Source organism: Flavobacterium daejeonense DSM 17708 (assembly GCF_000425425.1).
In the GTDB taxonomy this organism is placed as follows: domain Bacteria; phylum Bacteroidota; class Bacteroidia; order Flavobacteriales; family Flavobacteriaceae; genus Flavobacterium; species Flavobacterium daejeonense.
In genome coordinates this window covers 50,905-73,240 of record NZ_AUDK01000013.1, presented here as the reverse complement: position 1 = coordinate 73,240, position 22,336 = coordinate 50,905, and the positions used below count along the sequence as shown (strand labels likewise).

Sequence of the window (22,336 nt, the reverse complement as noted above, 5' to 3'; positions counted from 1 at the left end):
ATAGATCAACAATTTTAAGGTTAAACAAAATTTTAAGGCTATGTAAAATTATAAATTTTAAAAATACATTTTATATCTTAAACGATAATTTATCAACATTATTACAAACAATTTAATCTAAAATTTTCATAAAAATATTTTTTACTTAAAAGCTCTGAACATTTCTCTTTTTCCCGGAGGACCTTCTAACTTCTCAACTTTAAACCCAACCTCAATCATACTTCTTTTAACTACTCCCCTTGCAGCATAAGTGACTAAAACCCCATTTCCTTTTAGAGCATCATACATTTTCTTAAATATTAAAGTACTCCATAATTCCGGCTGGACTCTGTAACCAAAAGCATCAAAATAAATCAGATCAAACTGCGCCACATCATCAATATCCTGAAAAAATTGCTGTCTTTTCACTATCGTAAAATTATCGCTCAATTTTACTTTCTCATTCCAATTGGATTCGTGCATTTTCTCAAAAACCTGCTGTTGCTCTTCAGCTTCCAATTCGACTACATAATTCATTTCTAAAATTTCCTTTGCAGCCACAGGATAAGCCTCAACTCCAACGTAATCAACACTCTGATTCATTTTTTGCGCTTCCAAAAAACTAATAAAGGCATTTAATCCGGTACCAAAACCTATTTCTAAAATAGCGACTTTTTGCCCTGCAAATAACGCCAATCCGTTTTTTATAAAAACATGCTTAGCTTCCTGAATGGCTCCGTGCTTAGAATGATAACTCTCATTCCATTCTTCCAAATGAATGGTTGTCGAGCCGTCCTGAGTCTTTATTACTTCTCTTTTCAACTTATTATTTTAATATTTTAGCAAATTGCACCCCAAAATTACTCAAAAAAGCAAATACAAAACCTCAAAAAAGATTGATTTATTGCATATTTCATATAAAAAATTATTATTTTTTTCTTTTTTTTTGAACATTACAGAAATCTTATTCATTAGCAACAATTATTAAAGTTATAGCAAGCTTTTCACTCATTTTTATTTAATTTTGCATAAAACAAAGTTTAGTTTATCATATAACAGATTTTTATACTTAAGCTTAATTATTTATTCAAAAAACAAAAAACTTATTATTATGAGTACAGCTCAAGCCAACAAAATTGAAATTATAAAAGCACCTAATACAAAAATTAACGAAGTAGATTTTGAAAATTTAAATTTTGGTTCTGTTTTTACCGATCACTTATTTGAATGCGATTTTAAAAACGGAGAATGGCAAAACCCTACTATTAAACCTTACGCTCCATTTATGATGGATCCTTCTTCAAGAGTTTTCCACTACGGTCAAGCTATTTTTGAAGGAATGAAAGCCTATAAAGATGACAATAATGACATTTGGTTATTCAGACCGGATGAAAATATCAAACGTTTTAACAGTTCTGCTGTTAGAATGGCAATGCCTGAAATTCCTGAATCTTTATTCATGGAAGGACTCAGTCAATTATTAAAATTAGACGAAGCCTGGATTAAAAAAGGTTTAGGAAACAGCCTTTATATCAGACCGTTTATGATTGCAACCGGTTTTGGTGTAGTTGCCAATCCTTCTAATGAATACAAATTCATGATTATTTTATCGCCTGCAAAAGCTTATTATTCAGGTGAAGTAAAAGTTCTTATCGCTGAGCATTACAGTAGAGCTGCTAATGGTGGTATTGGTGCCGCTAAAACTGCCGGAAATTATGCCGGACAATTCTACCCTACAAGTTTAGCGAATAAAGAAGGATTCCAACAAATCATCTGGACTGACGATGCTACGCATACTAAACTTGAAGAAGCCGGAACGATGAATGTGTTCTTTAGATTTAATGACACTTTAGTAACAGCGCCAACCAGCGAAAGAATTTTAGATGGTGTAACCAGAAAAAGTCTTATCGACATGGCAAAAAGAGAAGGAATTGCAATCGAAGAAAGACCTGTATTGGTTTCTGAATTAATCGAAGGCATTAAAAACGGAAATTTGAAAGAAATTTTTGGAGCCGGAACTGCTGCTGTAGTAAGCCCTATAAAAGGATTTGCTTACAAAGAAGAATATTTTGAATTACCAAAAATTGAAGATTCAGTTGCTTTACAATTAAAAGAAAAGCTAACAAATATCCAACATAAATTAGCCGAAGACACATTTGGCTGGACAGTAAAAATGTAATTGCTGCATTTTCAACTTAATAAAAAAAAAGTAATGCGGTCAAAAATAGTGGGGAGAATTTTATTTTAGATTGATTATTTTCAAAATCAAATCGAAGAGGAAATTGACTCTACTGAGGAGCAACCAATCAGCAATAAATTTGATGTACACACAAAAAATGAGGGCAGTTTATTCTGCCCTTTTTTATACATTTTTTAGTGTACCTAATAGCTAAAAAACCTAATTCAAATTTTGGTTTTTATAATACAGATACCATTTAAGAAAGTTCTTTCTGTTTGCTAGACTTTAAACCTCTGTGAATATTTAGATTTCCTTTTAAATGGCAAAAAAAACGATTCCAGCGAATTGTAGAGTTGGGAATTTTATCATCCTTATAATTATAACATATTATGGCAAAGCCTTCTTATTACAGTAAATAATCTGCGCGAACCATTTTATTTTTTTTTAACATATAGTCATATAAGCTCTTGTTTTTTTAAAGCGCCTTTGATACTTACAAATTAGCATATATAAGTTTATCGAAAAAACACTTCAATTTAGATTATTAGAAAACTTATATGACGACTTATATATTTAAAAATTATTTCGCATACAACAAAGACTGGATCACTTCAAATGAAATACTTTCGTCCTCATTCACAAAATATTTCAATAACACTTCTCCCCACATATTTCCGTCACTAAAATCAGCAATAATCCAGCGATGATTCAATACTTTTACTTTGTTAATCACAAATTTATTTACGCCTATCTGATCCTGTCCTACATACGGATTCCCTTTAGAATTTGCATTATAATCCATTAATTTTTCCGTTACTCCCGGAATTAACTTTTCATAAGCTATTGTTTTATTGGCTACAGCCGAATCAAAATAATTTTGGGCATTTTCATTTTTTTCTAACGAAAAATAATTCGCGTCATTCAATTTATTCGTTAATGAATTCAAACTATCTTTCAGTCTTTTAGTGGTTCTTTGATAGCGTTCTTGTTCAAATTTTACTTCATTACTCAAAAAAGAATAGGTAAAAACATTCACTAAAACCAATAAAATAAAGGTATAGAGTAAAAATGATCTTTTCATTGTTTAAATATTACAGGGTGATTTCTAAATTATCATAAGCCAGAAAAACATTTTCCGGCAGTTTTTGTTGTACTTCTTCATGAAAGCCCATAATGTGACTAATATGTGTCAAATAAGCCTTTTCCGGTTTTACTAAAGCGATAAAAGCCAAAGCTTCTTCCAAATTAAAATGAGAAAAATGCGGTTCTTCACGTAAGGCATTCACGACCAAAACTTTCAAATTCTTCAATTTATCAATTTCAACGTCTTCAATGGTTTTGACATCCGTCAAATAAGCAAAATCATCTATACGATACCCAAAAACCTGCAAATCGCCATGCATCACATTAACCGGAATCGCCGTTTTATCTCCAATAGCAAAAGGCGCATTATTGACTATTTCAATCGTTTTGACCGAGGGAGCTCCCGGATATTTATTAACCGTTTCAAAAACATAACCAAAACGGTTTTTCATATCCTTCAAAACCCTTTGATGCGCATAAATAGGCATTTCGCCCTGACGAAAATTAAACGGTCGGATATCATCTAAACCAGCGGTATGATCGGCATGTTCATGGGTAAAAATAATTCCGTCCACTTTATGACAGTTGGAAGTCAGCATTTGTTGTCTGAAATCAGGACCGCAATCAATTACGTAAGCATAAGCATCCCAACGAATCAATACCGAAACCCGTAGTCTTTTGTCTTTACTGTCTGTACTTTTGCACACAGGATGGTCGCTACCGATAACCGGAATGCCCTGAGAAGTGCCTGTACCTAAAAAATATACCTTCAAATCCTAATTTTTTCACAAAAATAGGATTATTTCTGTTTTATTAGCCTGGCTATTTAATTAACTTTGTAACATCAGGCAAATACATAAAAATTAAACAAAAAAATGAGTACCGAAATAAAACTAAAAGGCGACAGAGTCATAGCACAAGTCCCTTCGATAAAAGACAAGGCACTACGAATCAATTTAAATGAAAATATTTATGGAACATTTGCCGAGATTGGCGCAGGACAGGAAACGGTAAGACACTTTTTCAGAGCCGGTGGTTCGTCGGGAACAATTGCAAAAGCGATGTCTGCTTACGATAAAGATTTTAGTGATGCCGTTTACGGAAGCGAAAAAGACGGACGCTATGTAACCGAAAACCGGCTGAAGAAAATGCTGTCGCACGAAGTAAGCCTTATCGAAAAACGACTGAGTCGCGACAAACATCCAAACAAAATGTTTTTCAGCTACGCCAATACGGTAGCCACCATTGACTTTGCCAAACAATTCAAAGGGCATGGTTGGGTAGGAATCAGTTATCAGATTGATCCTAACGAAGATTATAACGAAATCATTCTTCACATTCGTTTTAAAGAAACCGATGCCAAACTACAACAGGAAACACTGGGGATTTTAGGAGTAAATCTTATCTATGGTGCTTTCTACAAATACAACGACCCTAAAAAATTACTGCGTTATTTATACGACCATTTGGACAAAGACCAACTGGAAATTGACACCATCAATTTCTCCGGACCGCGATTTTCCGATGTAGACAACCGTTTAATCAGTTTACAATTGGTAAAAAATGGCATGACCGATGCGGTAATGTTCAATCCTAAAGGAAAAAATATTCTTCCTGCTGCCGTTTTATACAAAAAAAATATTCTGGCTTTAAGAGGAAGTTTTCGTCCCGTTACTAAAGTAAACATGGACATGTACGAGAAATCGTTGAAGATGTTTCTCGAAGAGAACAAGGTAGATAAAGAAAACACACTGGTTATTTTTGAAATCACTTTGTCTAACCTTCGTTCGGACGGAGAAATTGACGAACGCGATTTTATGGATCGTGCCGAATTACTTTGTTCGCTAGGACAAACGGTAATGATTTCTAATTTTCAGGAATATTACAAAGTGGTAGAATACTTTGCCAATTATACCAAAGCCCGCATGGGACTAGCCATGGGTGTAAACAACTTAGTCGATATTTTTGACGAAAAATACTACCGTCATCTAAGCGGAGGCATTCTGGAAGCTTTTGGAAAATTATTCTTCCGTGATATGAAAGTATTGTTGTACCCAATGCTGGATGAAAACGGCGAAGTAACCACTTCCGAGAACCTGAAAGTGCATCCGCGAATGAAAGAATTGTACAAATTCTTCAAATTCAACGGAAAAGTAATCGATGTGGAAGATTACAACCCGGAAAACCTGAAAATCTTCTCCCGTGAAGTCCTTAAAATGATTAACAACGGAATCCCAGGTTGGGAATCGATGCTTCCTGCCGGAGTTTCCGAAATTATTAAAGAGAAAAAACTTTTTGGTTACGACCCCAAGAAGACTTTAGCGGAATAAAAAATATTGATTTTATAATGAACGCCACAAGTAGTTGCTATTTGTGGCGTTTTACATAAATGCAGTTCGCATCTCTATTTTGCAGTTTACAAGAAACTTGTTTTAATCTTATAATCATTATAGTTCTTTTGTGGGATAAATATTTAAATTTACTGCCATGAAAAAATTACTCTTCTCTTTAGTATTTCTAGTAATAGGAATTAATTGCTTCTCTCAAAATCAAGAAAAACTTCCTGTAAAACCATGGGAAGACATTGTTGAAATAAATAATAACAAATACAATTCAATAACAAAATGGGATGCTGATATTTATGTCAATTTAGAAGGAAAGTATACTCAAGAGGATTCTTTAATTATTGCTAAAACTTTAAAAAAACTAGACAATTTAACAGAAACGATATCTATCCAATTTTCAAAATCAGAGAAACCAAATTTTAAAATTAAATTTTTAGATACTCCACTAAAAGAAGGTAATGGTTATACAACAAGCCGTTTTGGCTCAATAGAACGAGGTCAAGGCTATACAAGTTGCGAACTTTATATTTATAAAATTGATGAATCAGACACTGATGCAGAAATTAGAAAATCTTTAGAATCCAGAATAGCAAAAATGCTAGTTGGAGGCTCTTTTGCCTATCCACTAAGAGAAAAAAAAAGAAACAGCATCTTTAACCCAGTATATGGATTATCAAATAGCCAAATCCCTTTAGACCATAACGATCAAGAAATTATAAAAGAGGTTTATAAAAAAGGATTTGAAGAACGATTGGCAAAAGCCGAAATTCAATTTAAAGAAAGTATTATTAAAAAAATAGAAGATGCTAGAATTGCAGATAGAGATCGTAATTTATGGTGGGTAAGAAATCCAGCAGCAGTTATTTTTCTACCAGCGTTAATTATAGGTTTACTAGGGCTTTTTTTTATCAATAAAATTAACAAATCAATATCTGTTAAAATTAAGAAAGACTGGCTTCGATTCGGTATCGTAGCTTTAGTAACCTTATTGTTTACAGATATTCTAATCGTATTCTGTGTGTCTTTTTATGATTTTTTAACGATACCTGATAATTATCTAAATGTTCCAATAGTGAGAAATGATTCTATCCTATCAACCTCTTTTTTAATGCTTATTTTATTTCCTTTTCTTTATTTATTTCGTTTCATTGAGCTAAAAATTCAAAAAGCAGCAAATAATATATATACAAAAACCGGGTTAATCTTTTTATCAACGGGATTTTTACCTTTTATATGTTTATTAACTATTAATTTTATTATTAACGGTTTTAGAGATGAACGTGATTTTCATCCTTTATCACAAATGTTTTTATTTATAATGACAATCGCAACACTAAGAGCATTAATAGGGTATTTCATTTTTAAAGAAAGAAACTTAATTATTGAAAATGAAAATAAACTTACCAAGTTAAAAGAACTAAAAGTCAAAGCAGAATTAAAATCATTACAATCTCAAATCAATCCTCATTTTTTATACAATTCCTTGAATTCCATAGCTAGTTTAGCACCTATTGATGCTGAAAAAACACAAAAAATGGCACATTCTTTATCTGATTTATTCAAATACTCTATCAATCGAAAAAATAAAAAAACAAGTACGGTTCATGATGAAGTCGAAATGGTAAAAACCTATTTAGACATCGAAAAAATTCGTTTTGGTGAGCGTTTACAATTTACAATTCAGGTCGATAAAGAATTAGAAAATCATGAAATTCCTTTATTTTTAATACAGCCCTTAGTAGAAAATGCGGTAAAACATGGTATTTCGAAAAATGAAGGTGTGGGCAAAATTGATTTAAAAATTTCGAAAGCACAAAATGAGATTAGCATTTCGGTAAGTGATAACGGTCCTGATTTTCCTGAAGGATTATTAAGTGGTCATGGTTTACAAACCGTTTTCGATTTATTGCGACTAACTTATGGAGACAAAGCGTCTTTAAATTGGACTAATACTCCCGAAAAAATGATTATTATTACCATTCCAAAATCTATATAATATGAACAAACGCTATTCAACTATTATTATTGATGATGAAGCTCCAGCCAGATTAGGATTGCAAAATTTACTAAAAGAGTTTCCAGAAACTTTTAATATTATTGGTACAGCACAAAACGCAACAGAAGCACAGCAAAAAATAGAAACTTTAAATCCGGATATTATTTTTTTAGATATTGAAATGCCCAGCTGTAGTGGTTTTGAATTATTAGAACGTTTAACAATTATCCCGATGGTTATTTTTTGTACAGCCTACGACCAATATTCCTTGGAAGCTTTTGAAACTAACAGTATCGATTATCTCATTAAACCTGTAAAATTAGAACGTATTGAAAAAACGGTACAAAAATTAAAAACATTTCATGTAAAAAACACTTCAGATGAAATTTTAAAAGTTTTAAAAGACATTTCGAATAGAAAAGAACCTAAAAAAATGACCTCAATTACAGTTAAAAAAAATGATAAAATCATTTTTATAAAACTTGAAGAAATATCTTTTTTTGAAGCCGATTCTAATTATACGACCATTCATTCAGAACAAGGAACATTTTTAAGTACCGAAACGATTGCAAGCTTGGAAAACAAATTACCCGATAATTTTTTTCGTATTCACAGAGGAATTATTATTAATAAAAACTATATAAAAGAAGCCCAGAAATATTTCAACAGTCGTTACATTATTACTCTTAATGACTTAAAACATACTAATATCACTTCTGGAAGAAGTTACTCTGAAAGTATAAAAATCAATCTGGGATTTTTTTAGTTCAAAAATTAAAACACCAGCTCCGCAAAGTCTCCGACTTTGAGGAGATATTAATCTGTCTCTGACAGCTATACTTCATTTAAAAATGTCGATTGAAAATCGAAAAACACTACCTCAAAGTCGGAGACTTTGCGGAGCAGTATAAAATGCTACTTTTTACAATTCCAATAACAAAAACGCCACAGAGAAATTCTTTGTGGCGTTTTTTGTTTATTTCAAAATCTGAGCGGCGTGTTCTTTGGTTTTTACATTTTCAATGACCTCATCGATGATTCCGTTTTCGTCAATGACAAAAGTGGTGCGGTGAATGCCATCGTATTCGCGTCCCATGAATTTCTTAGGTCCCCAAACACCAAAAGCATTAATCACTTCTTTTTCTTCATCAGCCAGTAACGGAAAAGGAAACTCATATTTATCTTTGAATTTAGCTTGCGCTTTTGCCGAATCGGCACTTACACCCAATAAAGCGTAATTATTCGCCTGAAAACGTTCAAAATTATCTCTTAAATCACAAGCTTCGGCAGTACATCCCGGCGTACTGGCTTTTGGATAAAAGAAAACAACTAATTTTTTGCCTTTATAATCTTCTAATTGATGTGGCTTTCCGTCTTGGTCAACGCCAAAAAAATCCGGAGCTTTATTGCCTTTTTTTAATGTTATCATTTTTTTTCTATTTAACCACTTAAGTTCACAAAGCTCCCGCTAAGTTCACAAAGTTTTATTTTTTAATTACTATTGATTTTGAAATTGTTATTGACATTGCTATTACAATTGATTTTTTGCCATTGCCATTGAAATTGCTTTACTTTACCATTCAAATTTAAACTATAATGACCAAACAAGAACGGGTAACATTTGTTATAAATACGTTAAAAGAGCTTTATCCCAGCATTCCAATTCCTTTAGACCATAAAGATCCTTATACTTTACTGATTGCGGTTTTGCTTTCAGCACAATGTACCGATGTACGTGTCAATCAAATAACCCCTTTGCTTTTTGCGAAAGCCGATAATCCGTATGACATGGTTAAAATGTCGGTGGAGGAAATCAAGGAAATCATTCGTCCCTGTGGTTTATCACCTATGAAATCGAAAGGAATTTATGGTTTGTCACAAATATTAATCGAAAAACATAACGGAGAAGTTCCGCAAAATTTTGAAGATTTAGAAGCTTTGCCTGCTGTGGGACACAAAACCGCCAGTGTGGTGATGTCGCAGGCTTTTGGCGTTCCTGCTTTTCCGGTGGACACACATATTCATCGCCTGATGTACCGCTGGAATTTATCCAATGGAAAAAGTGTGGTTCAGACTGAAAAAGATGCTAAACGTTTATTTCCGGAAGAACTGTGGAACGATTTACATTTGCAGATTATTTGGTACGGCAGAGAATACTCGCCTGCTCGTGGATTAGATTTAGAGAAAGACATCATCACCAAAACTATTGGAAGAAAAACGAATTTAGACGGCTATAAAAAGTAAATCTCACTGATTTTTTAACAAGCAGTGAGATTTACCAAACAGCCAAATTGGCTTAACTAGTTTGTAATAATTTCAAAACTATTATCCGCTACCTTAATGATATAAAGTGCTTTGGAATAATTTAACAGAAAAGAAATCACTTCTTTTTTAGGTTTCATCTGTGTAGGAACTAGATTTTTTTTAGAGTAGAGTTTTGCCATGTTATTCTTTTAATATACTGTTAGAATACAACGTGACAATTATTAGAATATTGCTTAATTTGTCAAAATAATTTGATGCTTATCAATTACTTTTCTCAAATTCATCAAAGCATAACGCATTCTTCCTAAAGAAGTATTGATACTTACACCTGTAATTTCTGAAATTTCTTTAAAACTCATGTCTTTATACATCCGCATGATCAGCACTTCTTTCTGGTCTTCGGGAAGTTCTTCAATGAGTTTTCGGATATCCAATTCTACCTGATCGGCAATCAGTTTATTTTCAATAGTTAAAGAATCATCTGTTATAATCGAAAAAACCGAAAATTCTTCTGTTTCCCGATACAAAGGCATTTTCTTGTTTTTTCTAAAATAATCAATCACCAGATTATGTGCAATGCGCATTACCCAGGGAAGAAATTTTCCTTCTTCGTTATACGAATTAGATTTTAAGGTATTGATTACTTTTATAAAGGTGTCCTGAAAAATATCATTAGAAACATCCCTGTCGGATACTTTCGAATATATAAAACCGTAAATTTTGGATTCGTGTCGTTTGATTAAGGTAGCTAAGGCGTCTTCGTTACCTGCCACATAATCCTGTACCAACAAGGCGTCCGGAATTTGAATATTAGCTATCATAGTAATACTTTTTAGTAAGAGTTAATAGGGTATTATTTTTCTAAAAAGTAGTTTTTTACTATAGGCGCTTTTATTTTTTTATGAATAGTTTTCCAAATTTAACAAATAATTGTCTTGCTTGGTAAATAAATTTGACAAAAATCAAACCAAAAATAAAGTTTTAAAATATTTTATAAAATATTATTATTCTTTTACAACATTTCAACTTAATTTTTTAAAAACCAAAGCCTTACCACTTTTAGTTATAGGATTGCATTCTATTCAATTCTCAGTTATAAAATGTTTACTTTTGTACAAATTTTATTTTTTCTATGAAAGTTGACTTTTCTAAAATAGATCCTAAGAAAAACATAATAATCAAAGGAGCTCAGGTTCACAATTTAAAAAACCTTGACGTTGTTATTCCCCGCAACAAATTAGTTGTAATTACAGGACTTTCGGGTTCCGGAAAATCCAGTTTAGCATTCGACACTTTGTATGCCGAAGGACAACGCCGTTATGTGGAAAGCTTGTCTTCCTATGCCCGACAATTCTTAGGCCGTTTAGACAAACCAAAAGTAGAATACATCAAAGGAATTGCTCCGGCAATTGCCATTGAGCAAAAAGTAAACACCACCAATGCGCGTTCTACCGTGGGAACTTCGACTGAAATTTACGACTACATGAAATTGTTGTATGCCCGAATTGGCCGAACTTTTTCGCCAATTTCCGGTCGTGAAGTCAAAAAAAATACGGTTACTGATGTTATCAACGATGTAAAAAATCTGGAACTTAACAGCCGATGGTTGCTCCTTGCTCCTATTCATCTGGAAGAAGGGCGTCAGTTAGAAAATAAATTAAAAGCGCTGCTTCAACAAGGATTTTCCAGAATATTAGTCAATAACGAAACCGTTCGCTTAGACGAATTTTCGACTTCGTTGGAAGTAACCGAAAAACACAATTATGATCACAAAGACATTCTTTTAATTGTAGATCGAATTGTAGTAAAAGACGATGAAGAATTTTTCAATCGTCTGGCCGATGCTGTTCAAACGGCTTTTTACGAAGGAAAAGGAATCTGTTATCTGCAGGAACACAATTCAGAAAAACGTTTGGATTACTCCAATAATTTCGAACTGGACGGTATTAGTTTTTTAGAACCAAACGTACATTTATTCAGTTTCAACAATCCTTATGGTGCCTGCCCTAGTTGTGAAGGCTACGGAAACATCATTGGCATTGATGCCGAACTGGTTATTCCAAATACCAGTTTGTCTATTTACGAAAATGCTATTTTCCCCTGGCGTGGGGAAAGCATGAGTTGGTACCGCGACCAATTGGTCAATTCGGCTTATAAATTTGACTTTCCAATTCACAAACCTTACTTCCAGTTAACCGAAGCACAAAAAGAATTAATCTGGACCGGAAACTCTTATTTCCAGGGATTGAATGACTTTTTTCAGGAATTGGAAGATAAAAATTATAAAATTCAAAATCGTGTGATGCTTTCCCGTTATCGCGGTAAAACAAAATGTCAGACTTGTAAAGGCAAACGCCTGCGTCCGGAAGCTTCTTATATCAAAATCAATGAAAAAACAGTTTCGGATTTAGTAGATTTACCAATCAGACATTTGGTAGATTTTTTCAAAAACTTAGAGTTAAATTCATACGAAAGCCAAATTGCTAAAAGATTATTGGTTGAAATCAACAATCGTTTATCCTTTCTGAGCGAAGTAGGCTTGGATTATTTAACGCTGAATCGAAATTCCGCCACACTTTCCGGAGGAGAATCACAGCGAATTAATTTAGCAACTTCTCTGGGAAGCAGCTTAGTTGGTTCCATGTATATTTTAGACGAACCGAGTATTGGTTTGCACCCAAAAGACAGCGAACGACTGATAAAAGTATTGTTATCCCTACGAGATTTAGGCAATACCGTAATTGTGGTGGAGCATGATGAAGACATTATGAAAGCCGCCGATATGATTATCGACATTGGTCCCGAAGCCGGAAGTTTTGGAGGAAAACTGGTCGCTCAGGGGAATTTTGACGAAATTCTAAACTCCAGTTCTTTAACGGCTAAATATCTAAACGGAAATTTAGAAATTACCGTTCCTAAAAAACGTCGTGCTTTTAAAAATTTTGTAGAAATTAAAGGTGCGAGGGAAAACAACCTGCAAAATATTGATGTCAAATTCCCGCTGGATGTACTTACGGTCATCACGGGTGTTTCGGGAAGCGGAAAAAGTACCTTAGTCAAAAAAATCCTGTTTCCGGCGATGCAAAAAAAATTAGATTATACAGGTGACAAAGCAGGACAATTTACCGAAATCACAGGTTCATTTTCTCATATCAAGCACATCGAATATGTGGATCAAAACCCCATTGGGAGAAGTTCGCGTTCTAATCCGGTGACATACATTAAAGCTTACGACGACATCCGAGATTTATTTGCAAAAGAAAAACTCTCTAAACTCAGAGGTTATCAACCCAAACATTTTTCTTTCAACGTTGACGGAGGTCGTTGTGAAACTTGTAGTGGAGAAGGAACCATCAATGTAGAAATGGTCTTTATGGCCGATGTGCAATTGCCTTGCGAAACCTGCAACGGTAAACGATTCAAGAAAGAAATCTTAGAAGTAGCTTTTGAGGGCAAAAACATCAACGATATCCTGACGATGACTATTGATGATGCCGTTGATTTTTTTGAAACCAATAAACAAACCAAAATCACGCAAAAACTAAAACCTTTACAGGATGTAGGTTTAGGTTATGTGCAGTTAGGACAATCGTCATCTACGCTTTCAGGCGGGGAAGCGCAACGCATTAAACTGGCTTCTTTTCTGGTAAAAGGCGCCGCCAAAGAAAAAGCTTTATTTGTTTTTGACGAACCAACAACCGGTTTGCATTTTCACGATATTAAAAAACTATTAGCCTCTTTTGATGCTTTGATAGAAAAAGGACATTCGTTATTGGTTATCGAACACAATCTCGACCTGATTAAATGTGCCGACTGGATTATCGATTTAGGTCCTGAAGGTGGTGAAAACGGCGGACAATTATTAGCCGAAGGCACTCCGGAAGAAATTGTTAAAAGTAAAAAATCAATAACGGCTAAATACCTTAAAGAAAAGCTGTAAAAAAAAGAACCACAAATTCACAGATTAATGTTCTAAGCTGCGAATTTGTGGTACAAACAAACCAAGTACTAATTCAAAAACTATTAGAGAAAAAATCTAATTGTAACATTCTTCTTCAAACAACTTTCCGTCTTCATCAATAGCAACAATAATTTTCTTTTCTTTTTTAGCTTTATACGATTTATAAATCCAGGGAATAGACCACAATCCAAAAGTAGCACAGGAAATCCAAAAATTAAGCTGATGATTTACTTTCTCCGGTTTCTTAGACAAAACCGCAAAAGGCAATTTATTATTAACCTCTTCAACAACAAATCCTTTTCTTATTTTTTGAGCTACAACTTCAGTTAACGCTACATTTTCGACTGCCATGACCATTGTATTTTTCATGATTTGAGGAATTTTAGAAATTAGTACTTCACTAAAAAGACTTTATTTACCACAAAATTAATACCACAAATTATGATGTACAATACCCACTTTTGGTGATTAACACTTAAAAACTAAACTTTTTTAAGATACTTTTGGATTAATCCGTCAATCACCTCGTTAATTTGAGAGGAAATAACAAACTTATAATTCAAATACACATAAGCAATCGTCACCAAAACCGATTTTATTCCAATGGCAATAATAGGATTTAAAGGAAATTCCCAAAAATAAAAAGCTAAAAACAATACAAATGTAAGTCCCATAGAATACAAAGTTTGATTTGTAAAAGGATACAAATGCAATCGTTTTACAACAAACATTAATTTGGCCAGACTATACAAAGTAATCGACAACAATGTCGCAAAAGCCGAACCGATAATTCCGTACAACGGAATAAAAATCATATTTAGTCCAACAGTAAGAAAAACCAATATCACTCCCAAAAACAACACCGCCCGATAATATTTTGTATTAAAAATAATCGCATTGTTATTCCCTAAAATCAAATCAAAATATTTGGAAAGCCCAATCATAAACACCACCGAAATTCCGCCTTTGTATTCCTCCGGAATCATTTCGTACAGCTGACCGATATTGACAAAAATACACAACATCACATAACCGCCTACGATTTGCAAATTAATAGAAGTCTTCTTGTACAAATCATTCAGTTCGTCATGTTTTTCTTCGTGCATTAATTTGGCAGTAATTGGATACACAATTTGATGCATGGCACGGCTTGGCACCGAAATGACTAAAGCAATATAAGTTGCCACCGAATAATAGGCAATATTTTCAATTTTGATATACTGATTCAGCATTAACTTGTCAATATCCAACAACAAAGAAGCTACACCGCCAGACAAAATGATAAAAAAAGTATAAACGCTAATATCCTTTACATTGTGTGGAACCGTCAGCTGAAAATGCGGTTTTTTTAAATAAAATGCATAAAACATCGTCACCAGAAATGCTATAAAATAAATAACCGCAGTAACATAAATAAACTGAATAGGTGTAATCCATTTATAATAAACGCCAATCAAAGCAATTAATGAAAACAAGCGTAAACCTACTTCTTTAATAAAATTTCCAAAAACCGAATGCATTTGCACTCTGGCCCAGGCATAAAAAATTTCAAAATAAGCCATACACAAGCCAATAAACGGAATCAGCCATAAAAAGTCCTTGACTATCGGATTTACTTTGGACAAATAAGTCGTAATATCTCCGTAAAAAACCAAACAAATTAACAATAACGGAACTGACAAAACTAAGGGAAACCAAACCGCAAAGGACAAAAACTGATTTTCTTCGGCATCATTTTTACACTGAGAAAAGAATTTTACCAGTGTATTTTGCATTCCAAAAGCCAGCAAAGGCATGATAATAGCCGCTGCCGACAGAATGTAATTATTCAACGCATAATAAGTTGCTCCTAAAAAGAAAGGATACAAATAAATGGTATTAACAGCACCAATTCCAAAACCAATATAGGTTAATATCGTATTCTTTAACGACTGATTTAAAACAAGTCCCATTTATAAGTATGAAGTTAAAAGTTGTTCCAATTGCTCAGTCAAATTTTTCCTCGAATACTTTTGCAAACCAACACCATGAGATTGTAATTTTCCTTCAAGAAACTGGTGATAGTACACTACAATTGTGCTTTTCAACCTCTCTTTTTCAATATATTCAAAAAACACTCCGGTATTTGTACTGGTAATGATTTCGGCAAAATCAGAATCTTTTGGGCCAATAGCAATAATCGGGCGATTAGAAACCATATATTCGAACAGTTTTCCCGGAATAATACTCTTCGTTTCTTCCGAATCAATTTCGATAAGTAATAAAACCTGAGATTTTCGTTGGTGTGCTATGGCTTCTTCGTGCGAAACATAACCTAAATTGTTCACATAATCATTCAGTCCAAAAGCCGCAATTGTATCTAAAACTTCCTGACTTACCGCGCCAATTAATTTCAGCTCTAAATGTTTTTTAAACTCCGGGATCTCATTAAGCAATTCCACCAAAGTTTCCCATAATAATTTAGGATTTCTGGCCGAAAGAAACGAACCGATATGAGCCAGAGAAAATTTAGAATCCAATGGTTGTTTCTCCACTTTTTCTACATCATATCCATTGGTAATTACCTCAATTGGTTTAGTGGTTAGGACTTCAAACTCTTTTTTAGTGGTCTTGCTAGTTACAATAATCGTATCGGCTGTATTCAATACTTCCAACTCCAATTGTTTGTGTTTTTTAGCCGCAAAACCAGACAATCGCAAAGATTTATGATAACCTATCGTTGTCCACGGATCTCTAAAATCGGCAAACCATTTCAGATTTAGTTTCTTTTTTAAATCCAAACCAATCAAATGCAAACTGTGCGGAGGCCCCGAAGTAACGATGGTATCAATGTTATTTTCCAAAATATATTTTTCCAAATAAGCCACAGATGGTTTTACCCAAAAAAAACGGGCATCAGGAATAAACAAATTACCACGAATCCAAAGAAAAACTTTGTCTAAAAAAGATTGTTTTTTTTGATTGGGAATAATCCCCGAATTCATTTTCTTCGTTTTATTTTTCGATAAAAAAGAAGCTAATTGGTACGGCTCAAAGATTTTTTGCTTCAAAATAATCGCCTTATCCGAAACTTCACTTCCTAAATTTTCATCAACAATAGGATACGTTGGATTTTCAGGAATATAAACAACAGGCTGAATTCCAAAATCAGGCAAATATTTTACAAATTTCAGCCAGCGTTGTACGCCCGGTCCTCCGGCTGGTGGCCAATAATAAGTGATGATAAGGATTTTTTTTGGTTCCAATTTCCCTTTTACTTTTTATAATAATGAAGCAAATGATTGTTGAATTAAGATTAACATTTTTTGATTGCAGATTTTTAGATCAGTAATCGTTATTCTTAAATCTTTAATCCTTTTTTTCGTTCGTAATAAATGCCGCCAATAAACAACAAGAGCATTCCCACACCGCTGATTAATGTTATAGTGCTTCCGGTTTGAATAACTTCCGGCTCAAACTTAAATTCAATGGTATGAACTCCTGCCGGAATCATCATCGCTCTTAAAACATAATCCACCGGAAAATGGTCGGTTTTCACACCGTCCACATAAGCATTCCAGCCATTTGGATAATAAATTTCAGAAAAAACCGCTAAACCTTCTTTTTTACTATCTGAAAGATATTTGATGTAATTGGGTTGATACACACGCAATTGTATTGTTCCTGTGGTATCTAAGTTGCGTTTCAAACGTGCGTTTTTAAATTTATTTCGGTACAACTGCATATTAAATACCGCTACTTTTTTGGTATTGATATGATCCAATGCTTTCATTTCATCATTGGCTTTATTTACAAATTTTATGTTGTGAACAAACCAGGCATTTCCGTTAGCATCCGGATTAATAGTTGGAAATTCTTTTCCGTCTTTATCCGTTTGAATCACATATTTTACATTTAGCATATTCAGTATTTCCAAATTATTTTTGGCAATCTGATAATCAAACAATTGCTGCATCCTGCGTGGTTTTGCCGCATGGTAACCACCAATTGATTTATGAAAATAAGAAGTTCGGGCACTGGAGAAATTCCCACTCACTTCAAACACACGATAATGCGTGGTATCTCTTAAAATCTGGGCATCCGAAGGCGTTTCCTGAAACGGAACTTCAACTTCTCTTCCGCTCACAAAATCCTTAGCCGAAACGTACTTTTTATCCACAAAAAACAAATCGGAAATCATAAACAAACCAATCAAAATAATGGCTGTGTTTTGAGCCAGACGATTTTTAATTACCATCCATAACATCCCCGCTGTTAAAAGAATGAAGAAACCGGAACGTAATAAATCGGCACTGTACAAGGTTTTTCGGTCATTTTTAAGTGCATCCACAAAACCCGGTCCGTAACTTTGAATAAAATAATCATCGTTAGCACTGGTGAAACTAAACATACTTTTGCTCAGAAACAAAATAATTATCGTTCCTAAACCAATAGCTGTCGACTGCCACAAGCCTCTCCATTGTTCGGTTTTATCGACTTTGAAAAAAGATTGTAATCCCATAATGGCTAACACCGGAAAGCACAATTCTAAAACCACCTGAATCGAAGAAACCGCTCTAAACTTATTGTACATCGGTACATGATCGATAAAAAAATCGGTTAATGCGGGTAAATTTTTCCCCCAGGAAAGTAACAAAGCGACAACTGCTCCCGAAAGGAACACATATTTTATTTTTCTTTCATCGATTATTAAAGCCAAAATTCCCAAAAAGAAAACCACAACCCCAATGTAAGCCGGAGCAGCCACAATAGGCTGATCACCCCAATAAGTTGGCATAGCTGTAATAATATCAGCCGCCTGAGATTCCGGCACTCCCTGCCCAATCATAAAATCATACATGCTGCTGTCCTTTCCTAAAGTTTCATGATTAGAACCTCCAAAAAGTCTTGGGGCAATCAAATTGAAACTTTCGGCAATTCCATAGCTGTATTCGGTAATATAATCGCGTGTCATCGCACTGGTATCAGGGCTTCGGGTTCCATCCGGATTAACGGTTAGTTCGCTTTTTCCACGGGTACTAAAATCAGCATATTCTGCTGTAGCTAATAAGTTTGTCGCATTGGCACCAATGGCAAAAATACCGGCCACCACCAAAACTCCCATAGCCGTTAAAAAGGATTTGTATTCCTTGTTTTTTATAAAATGAAACGCATAATAAACGGATAAAATCAATAAGAAAATCAGCAAATAATACGTCATTTGAAAGTGATTCGCATTAATTTCCAAGGCAGTTGCTATCATGGTGAGCAAGCCTCCCAGTACATACTTTTTTTGGTAAACCAATAAAAATCCGGCAATTACCAAAGGCATATAAGCTATAGCATGCGCCTTGGCATTATGACCAACGCCCAGAATAATTATCAGATAAGTAGAAAAACCAAAGGCTATGGCTCCAAAGAATGCTTTTAAAGGATCCGTTTTTAAAACCAAAAGCAAACCGTAAAAACCTAAGAAATAAAGAAATAAATAATCGGCAGGACGCGGTAAGAAACGTAAAAAGTCATCTACAGCACCAATAAAATCATAGGGATATTTGGCTCCTAACTGATACGTAGGCATACCTCCAAAAGCCGAATTAGTCCAATAAGGTTCGATATGTTCGGTGGCACGGAAATCATTTTGTTCCTTAGCCATACCGGTATATTGGGCAATATCCGATTGAAAAATTTGTTTCCCCTGAAGTACAGGATAAAAATAAAAGAGTGAAACTAAAACAAAACCAAGAACGGCTAAAGCATGCGGATAGAACTTTTGAAGTTGCTTCATTATATAAATTTAGATTTTAATCCCGAAGTTTCGGGAGAGAATTAAAGCTTGATGATTTCCGATTCTAACGCCGAAAATCATGATTATTTTTTTAGAAAAAAAGTTGAATTTCCCTCTTAAAAAAAATCAAAGATATTTAAAATCAGAAATTCTTAATCAAAAAAATGAAATAATTAGTCTATTTCTTCGTAATCCACATAATCGCCCACTTTTTTGGTTTCGCGGGATTTCTTCACATTGTCGGTATTATAAATAACCGTCTCGCCTTCAGCAGTTCTCTGCCAGGAATCCTGATACTGACGTTGCTGCTGTTGCTGCATATTCTCACTCGCCTTTTCCACTACTTTTTTAACTACAACAGGCAAAAACAATTTTGCCAAAAATCTAAAAATATAATAGAAAGTGATGATATAAAATAAGGTTCTGATAAATCCTGAAAACGAAGCTTCTTGCATAATCAACTATTTTTTAGCAAAATTAACAAATACTAGGTTCTAAATTAGAATATCATTCTTAAATAAATAATAAAATATAGTACTTTTGGAAAGCTTATTACTTTTAAAATCATAAACATCATGTCGCAATTTAAAATTTTAATAGTCTTAGCTATTTGTCTTTTGACCAATCACAACTACGGACAACATACTGACGAAATTAATTCTAACAGACCCGGAAAAAGTATGTCGGCTTATGCCGTGGGAAAATCAGTTATTCAGGCTGAGGCCGGAGTTTATGCCATCAATGAAAACCACAGTCTCTTAGGGTATGATGCTAACGGTTACGGTTTTGACCTTGATTTGCGTTATGGTTTTCTAATGGAACGACTGGAAGTAATGGCTAATATTCAATACCAAAAAGAAGATTTTGTGTACGCTTACAACCAATACAGTAAATCCGATTTAAAACAAACCGTTTTAGGTGCCAAATATCTGATTTATGATCCCTATAAAAATTACGAAAAGAAAATAAACATTTACAGCTGGAAAGCCAATCATTCCTTTAACTGGCACCAGTTAATTCCTGCCGTATCGGTTTATGCAGGGGCTAATTTTACAATGAAAAACAATCCTTATGCTTTTTCGCCCGATGCAATGATTTCACCAAAAGCCATGTTGATTACCCAAAACCATTTAGGTGACGGTTCCTGGGTTTTTGTAACCAATATTATTGCCGATTACATCATGAGCGATTATCCCAGTTATGGCTACATTTTAACCTTAACCAAAGGTTTTGGTCGAAAATGGTCGGGATTTATTGAAAACCAGGGATTCAAAAGCGATTTTTACAGCGATTCCATTTTGCGTGGCGGAGCTGCTTTCCTGATTGGCAAAAACATGCAGGTGGATGCTTCCATCAGTCATAATATTAAAGACACACCCAGCGTTTTCTATGGCGGAGTTGGATTCTCCTGGCGTTACGATGCCGGCTACAAAGAAGTCCGAATTAATCTGGACGACGCTCCATCGCAACCCCGCTCTGTTAGAAAAGCAGCCAAAAGAGACCAAAAACGAAAAGACGCATTTGAATAAAGAAAAGATAAAACGAAAAGATGATAACAATTAAAGAAGCCAAAACCAAAAAAGAACTCACCGAATACATCAAATTTCCTTTTTCACTCTACAAAGACAATGAATTTTGGGTACCACCCATCATTGCTGACGAACTGGAATCTTTTGATAAAACTAAAAATCCCGCTTTCGAAAATGCGGAAGCTTATTTCTACATCGCTTACAAAGACGGAAAAATTGCAGGAAGAATTACAGCCATAATCAATTGGGCAGAAGTAAACGACCAACAAAAAAGAAAAGTACGATTCGGTTGGTTTGATGTCATTAATGATATCGAAGTCACTAAAGCTTTGCTTGAAAAAGTAGAAGAATTAGGTAAAAAAAATAATTTGGAATACATGGAAGGTCCAATGGGTTTTTCAAATCTGGACAAAGTAGGTGTACTTACTGAAGGTTTTGATCAACTAGGAACCATGATAACCTGGTACAATCATCCGTATTATGCCGCACACTTAGAACAACTGGGGTATGTGGTTGAAAAAGAATACATCGAAAGCAAATTCCCTTTCTCGAATGTAAAACCGGAATTTTTTCAAAAAGCCAGTGCAGTAGTGAGAAAAAGATATGAATTAACACCTGTTAATTTCACATCTACCAAAGACGTCATGCCTTATGCCGATAAAATGTTTGATTTATTCAACGAAACCTACTCGAAACTTTCTTCTTTTGTAGCGATTTCAGAATCACAAAAAGCGTATTTCAAGAAAAAATACATCAGTTTTATCAATCCGGAATATATCAAGTTTATCGAAGATAAAAACAAAAATATCATTGCTTTTGGAATCGTGATGCCTTCGTTTTCCCGTGCTTTGCAAAAAGCTAAAGGAAAGCTCTTCCCTTTCGGAATTTTTCATTTGCTAAACGCCAGAAAAAACAGCAAGGACATGATTTTCTATTTAATTGGAATACATCCCGAATACCAAAACAAAGCGGTTACCGCTGTGATGTTCAACGAATACTATGATACTTTTAAAGAAAAAGGCGTAGAATACTGCTTTAGAACTCCTGAATTATCAGACAATCACGCCATTCACAACATTTGGAAACATTTTGAACCTGTAGTTCATTGCCGCAGAAAAACTTTTAAGAAAGAGCTTTAATCTAAGTGATCAGTGGTCAGTATTCAGTTGTCAGAAAAACAGAAAACGAAATTACCCATAAAAAAAACCATTCGCAAAGCGAATGGTTTTTTT

The 22,336-nt window shown here is 34.1% G+C and carries 19 protein-coding genes; 8 read left to right on the top strand and 11 right to left on the bottom strand.

What is annotated here, in order from left to right; all coding sequences use genetic code 11:
- Positions 1-141: 141 nt before the first annotated feature.
- A complete protein-coding gene (gene mnmD / locus H599_RS0110385) occupies positions 142-801 on the bottom strand; it encodes a tRNA (5-methylaminomethyl-2-thiouridine)(34)-methyltransferase MnmD (RefSeq protein ID WP_026714079.1) in 660 nt (219 codons plus the stop codon).
- Positions 802-1,090: 289 nt separating this feature from the next.
- Here mnmD and H599_RS0110380 point away from each other — a divergent pair, with 289 nt between their 5' ends.
- Positions 1,091-2,158, top strand: a complete 1,068-nt coding sequence (locus H599_RS0110380; RefSeq protein WP_026714078.1) for a branched-chain amino acid aminotransferase — start codon at positions 1,091-1,093, stop codon at positions 2,156-2,158.
- 580 nt (positions 2,159-2,738) lie between these two features.
- Here the strand turns inward: H599_RS0110380 and H599_RS0110375 are convergent.
- Complete coding sequence (locus H599_RS0110375) at positions 2,739-3,239, bottom strand: hypothetical protein (RefSeq protein ID WP_026714077.1); 501 nt, start codon at positions 3,237-3,239, stop codon at positions 2,739-2,741.
- A 10-nt stretch (positions 3,240-3,249) separates the two neighbouring features.
- The gene (locus H599_RS0110370; RefSeq protein ID WP_026714076.1) at positions 3,250-4,014 is read right to left on the bottom strand and encodes an MBL fold metallo-hydrolase; all 765 of its coding nucleotides are present in this window, start codon (positions 4,012-4,014) and stop codon (positions 3,250-3,252) included.
- 102 nt (positions 4,015-4,116) lie between these two features.
- On the opposite strand from H599_RS0110370, the gene H599_RS0110365 reads away from it, so the two are divergent.
- The 3 genes from H599_RS0110365 to H599_RS0110355 all read left to right on the top strand — a co-directional run bounded on the left by H599_RS0110365 (position 4,117) and on the right by H599_RS0110355 (position 8,348).
- Positions 4,117-5,571: a TonB-dependent receptor gene (locus H599_RS0110365; protein WP_026714075.1), complete on the top strand. Its 1,455-nt coding sequence runs from the start codon at positions 4,117-4,119 to the stop codon at positions 5,569-5,571.
- A 157-nt stretch (positions 5,572-5,728) separates the two neighbouring features.
- Complete coding sequence (locus H599_RS20305) at positions 5,729-7,582, top strand: sensor histidine kinase (protein ID WP_051590706.1); 1,854 nt, start codon at positions 5,729-5,731, stop codon at positions 7,580-7,582.
- Between the two features lies 1 nt (position 7,583).
- Positions 7,584-8,348, top strand: coding sequence for a LytR/AlgR family response regulator transcription factor (locus H599_RS0110355; RefSeq protein ID WP_026714074.1), 765 nt, complete (start codon positions 7,584-7,586; stop codon positions 8,346-8,348).
- 210 nt (positions 8,349-8,558) lie between these two features.
- Here H599_RS0110355 and bcp read toward each other — a convergent pair whose 3' ends face one another.
- Entirely contained in the window at positions 8,559-9,011 is a 453-nt protein-coding gene (gene bcp / locus H599_RS0110350) for a thioredoxin-dependent thiol peroxidase (RefSeq protein WP_026714073.1), read from the bottom strand.
- A gap of 167 nt (positions 9,012-9,178) precedes the next feature.
- On the opposite strand from bcp, the gene H599_RS0110345 reads away from it, so the two are divergent.
- Complete coding sequence (locus H599_RS0110345) at positions 9,179-9,826, top strand: endonuclease III domain-containing protein (protein WP_026714072.1); 648 nt, start codon at positions 9,179-9,181, stop codon at positions 9,824-9,826.
- Positions 9,827-9,882: 56 nt separating this feature from the next.
- Here the strand turns inward: H599_RS0110345 and H599_RS21010 are convergent, their stop codons facing one another.
- On the bottom strand, positions 9,883-10,026 hold the full coding sequence (locus H599_RS21010) for a hypothetical protein (RefSeq protein ID WP_169736897.1): 144 nt from the start codon (positions 10,024-10,026) through the stop codon (positions 9,883-9,885).
- 54 nt (positions 10,027-10,080) lie between these two features.
- Positions 10,081-10,665 carry an RNA polymerase sigma factor gene (locus tag H599_RS0110335; protein WP_026714071.1) on the bottom strand — a complete coding sequence of 195 codons (585 nt, stop codon included), beginning with the start codon at positions 10,663-10,665 and terminating at the stop codon, positions 10,081-10,083.
- 314 nt (positions 10,666-10,979) lie between these two features.
- On the opposite strand from H599_RS0110335, the gene uvrA reads away from it, so the two are divergent.
- On the top strand, positions 10,980-13,787 hold the full coding sequence (uvrA, locus tag H599_RS0110325; protein ID WP_026714069.1) for an excinuclease ABC subunit UvrA: 2,808 nt from the start codon (positions 10,980-10,982) through the stop codon (positions 13,785-13,787).
- A 96-nt stretch (positions 13,788-13,883) separates the two neighbouring features.
- Here uvrA and H599_RS0110320 read toward each other — a convergent pair whose 3' ends face one another.
- The 5 genes from H599_RS0110320 to H599_RS0110300 all read right to left on the bottom strand — a co-directional run bounded on the left by H599_RS0110320 (position 13,884) and on the right by H599_RS0110300 (position 20,030).
- Positions 13,884-14,177, bottom strand: coding sequence for a hypothetical protein (locus H599_RS0110320; RefSeq protein ID WP_026714068.1), 294 nt, complete (start codon positions 14,175-14,177; stop codon positions 13,884-13,886).
- A 113-nt stretch (positions 14,178-14,290) separates the two neighbouring features.
- Complete coding sequence (locus H599_RS0110315; RefSeq protein WP_026714067.1) at positions 14,291-15,760, bottom strand: lipopolysaccharide biosynthesis protein; 1,470 nt, start codon at positions 15,758-15,760, stop codon at positions 14,291-14,293.
- The gene (locus tag H599_RS0110310) at positions 15,761-17,053 is read right to left on the bottom strand and encodes a glycosyltransferase family 4 protein (protein ID WP_026714066.1); all 1,293 of its coding nucleotides are present in this window, start codon (positions 17,051-17,053) and stop codon (positions 15,761-15,763) included.
- 95 nt (positions 17,054-17,148) lie between these two features.
- Positions 17,149-19,575 carry a YfhO family protein gene (locus H599_RS0110305; RefSeq protein ID WP_026714065.1) on the bottom strand — a complete coding sequence of 809 codons (2,427 nt, stop codon included), beginning with the start codon at positions 19,573-19,575 and terminating at the stop codon, positions 17,149-17,151.
- A gap of 173 nt (positions 19,576-19,748) precedes the next feature.
- On the bottom strand, positions 19,749-20,030 hold the full coding sequence (locus tag H599_RS0110300; protein ID WP_026714064.1) for a DUF4834 family protein: 282 nt from the start codon (positions 20,028-20,030) through the stop codon (positions 19,749-19,751).
- Between the two features lie 120 nt (positions 20,031-20,150).
- On the opposite strand from H599_RS0110300, the gene H599_RS0110295 reads away from it, so the two are divergent.
- A complete protein-coding gene (locus H599_RS0110295) occupies positions 20,151-21,104 on the top strand; it encodes a transporter (protein WP_026714063.1) in 954 nt (317 codons plus the stop codon).
- Positions 21,105-21,124: 20 nt separating this feature from the next.
- Complete coding sequence (locus tag H599_RS0110290) at positions 21,125-22,243, top strand: hypothetical protein (protein ID WP_026714062.1); 1,119 nt, start codon at positions 21,125-21,127, stop codon at positions 22,241-22,243.
- The last annotated feature ends 93 nt before the right edge of the window (positions 22,244-22,336 follow it).